This window comes from Alcaligenes phenolicus (genome assembly GCF_032063905.1).
GTDB classification, from domain to species: domain Bacteria; phylum Pseudomonadota; class Gammaproteobacteria; order Burkholderiales; family Burkholderiaceae_B; genus Alcaligenes; species Alcaligenes phenolicus.
In genome coordinates this window covers 183,892-186,394 of the sequence record NZ_DAMBOE010000001.1, presented here as the reverse complement: position 1 = coordinate 186,394, position 2,503 = coordinate 183,892, and the positions used below count along the sequence as shown (strand labels likewise).

Annotated in this window: 1 protein-coding gene and 1 tRNA gene (1 of these 2 cut by a window edge); both read left to right on the top strand. The window is 55.7% G+C overall.

What is annotated here, in order from left to right:
- Positions 1–26: transfer RNA gene (locus U2949_RS00820), tRNA-Gly, on the top strand; it begins 150 nt to the left of the window's first position.
- 587 nt (positions 27–613) lie between these two features.
- Positions 614–2,440, top strand: coding sequence for an esterase/lipase family protein (locus U2949_RS00815; RefSeq protein WP_321285618.1), 1,827 nt, complete (start codon positions 614–616; stop codon positions 2,438–2,440).
- Positions 2,441–2,503 lie beyond the last annotated feature (63 nt).

The following is a 2,503-nucleotide window of genomic DNA, read 5'->3' as shown; positions in this document are numbered from 1 at the left end:
GAGTTCGAGACTCGTCTCCCGCTCCAAATTCAAAAAGCCCAAACTTCGGTTTGGGCTTTTTTCTTTTCTGCTGCAAGCAGACGTATACAAGCGCTAAAACACTATAGAGCAAACTAATAGTTCCACCACGCTCTGATTTGGGTCCGACCTACACGCTAAAAAACTAGCCTCTCACCAAGAATTAGTGCTCTACATTGTAGCGATTCCTGAAACGCTGCGCCTACGAACGCAGTGCCTCCATACAGACTGAATACACCAGCCACCTACCGCGCCCGCAGCAAATGGAAACCAAGCACGCTTTGCACAGCCCAGATCCGGCTGCTGCCTGTACCAGGCCTATAGGTTAATATCGCATTTCGCACACGGATACATTCTACAAATCTGCCGATTTGACGCCGCTGGACAGTTACTTGAGTCCGTATCACAGCACCAAGCTCCTCTAAACCCGTCAACGAACCCACTATAGAACGTGATGGCCTTGATTAATCCTGTACGGAACACGCTGCTTGACCTGGCACCGGTACAAGCCATCGCGACCAGCTTGAAGCGGCTTGTATCTGACAAGTATAGGGGCGGGCTACACAAGGCTGGGGCCATCACATTTCTGGCCGTAATGCTTAGCGGCTGCGCCGGCGTCAAAATCGCCACTGTCAGCACCGAGGACTACATTGCCCAACGCCGTGGCGACATTCTTACCACTAATCAACTCAGCGCCTCCGCACGCGATACGCTGACCAGTCTGGCTATCGCGCCCGAGCAATGCGCCAAGGACATTCCCCACTGCTCTTCCAGGCTGACCGAGCTATGGAACCTGGACACCGAGCAGCGCATGGCCACCTTGGCCGAGATCTGGACGCAAGAGGCCTTGCGTTTGCAGGGGCGTCGCAATGCCCGGCCAGACTTCTCGGTCGAGCTGTTCGATGCCTATCTGCAAAGCGCCCGCTATGCCTACGCCTATCTGTTCTTCACGGATCGCAGGCCAGGAGACCGGGCCTTTGAGGATCGCCAGACCCAGGTGCGCGACTACTACAACTACGCGGTACAGCAGGCAACCATGTTGCTGTTCGCCAAGTATCACGACACCAGCTACGCCTTCCAGAAAACTATCGAGATTGGTCGGTGGCGTATTCGTGGTGATCTGTCCCAAGTACGCGATGCCACCGCCCCTCAGCCCCACGAGCTGATTCCGGCCTCTCAGTTAACATTCCGCGGGGTGCGCAGCATCTATCGGCGCGACGGTTTTGGAGCCGAGATGGTGGTCGTGAACGAGTCAAAGGATGTCACGCCAAACAGCTTTCAGAGCACTTATAGCGAGCCGCCCTTCCAGGCTGTCACGGGGATTATTACTTTCCCCGGCGAAACCCTGTCCCAGGTTCTGCAAACTCGCGACGCCACAGTTATTGGCTACGATCCGTACCAGCAAACCAGCATCCAGCTGAAAGACGTGCAAGTGCCCCTGGCGGCCAATTACACCTCTGCCTATGGCCTATGGCTGGCGCGCTCGGACTTCTCGACCCAGGCTTTGCGCACCGTTCTGGGACGGGAGGGGGGTATTGAAGCCCCGCATGTGTTTTTGCTTCAGCCCTATGACCCGAATCGCCGAGTCATCATCATGTTGCACGGCCTGGCCAGCAGCCCGGAAGCCTGGATTAACGTCGCCAATGAGGTGCTGGGCGATGAAGAATTACGGGATCGCTATCAGATCTGGCAGGTCTACTATCCAACCAATCTGCCCCTGCCCTACAACAATGCCGAGATTCGGAAAGCTCTGACGGAGACCTTCCGGCATTTTGATCCGGACAGGAAAGCCGTTGCCTCAAACAATATCGTGGTGATCGGCCATAGCATGGGTGGCGTGCTGGGACGTTTGCTGGTGTCCTCGTCCGACAATCTGCTGGAAGACGCAGCCCGCGACCGCTATCAAATGGATGATGTCAGCATCGCCAAAATGAATCAGGAGTTTGGCAATGTGGTGCACTTCTCTCCCCTGCCCGGTGTGACGACAGCGATCTTTATTGCTGCGCCTCACAAGGGCACACCGTTTGCGGGAAATCGTATTTCACGCTTGGCGGCAGCACTGATTACCTTGCCGGTTACGGTGGTGACTCAACTCAACAAACTTAGCCAGGTGGCGGTTGGCAACACACCCGCCAAAGATGAGATGCTGATCCTGCCCAATGGCGTGGAAAGCCTGCGCGACAGCGATCCATTCATGCAGATCACCTCCAAAATGCCGATCTCCACGCAAGTGCGGTATCACAGCATTATTGCCAATGACACGCCCAAGAAAGACCTCTTGTACTCGGACGACGGGCTGGTGCCGTATCAAAGCTCTCATCTGCCTGGCGCGACGTCAGAGCTGGTGATTCCGTTCTCCCACAGCGTGCAGGAGACGCCCGAGGCGATTCTGGAAATTCGGCGGATTTTGCGGGAACAGTAGCAAAGAGCAGGAAGGAAGGAAGGAAGGAAGGAAGGAAGGAAGGAAGGAAGGAAGGAAGGAAGG

Coding starts and splice junctions, on each gene's coding strand:
- U2949_RS00815 (WP_321285618.1), top strand. CDS start 614: ATGCTTAGCGGCTGCGCCGGCGTCAAAATCGCCACTGTCAGCACCGAG.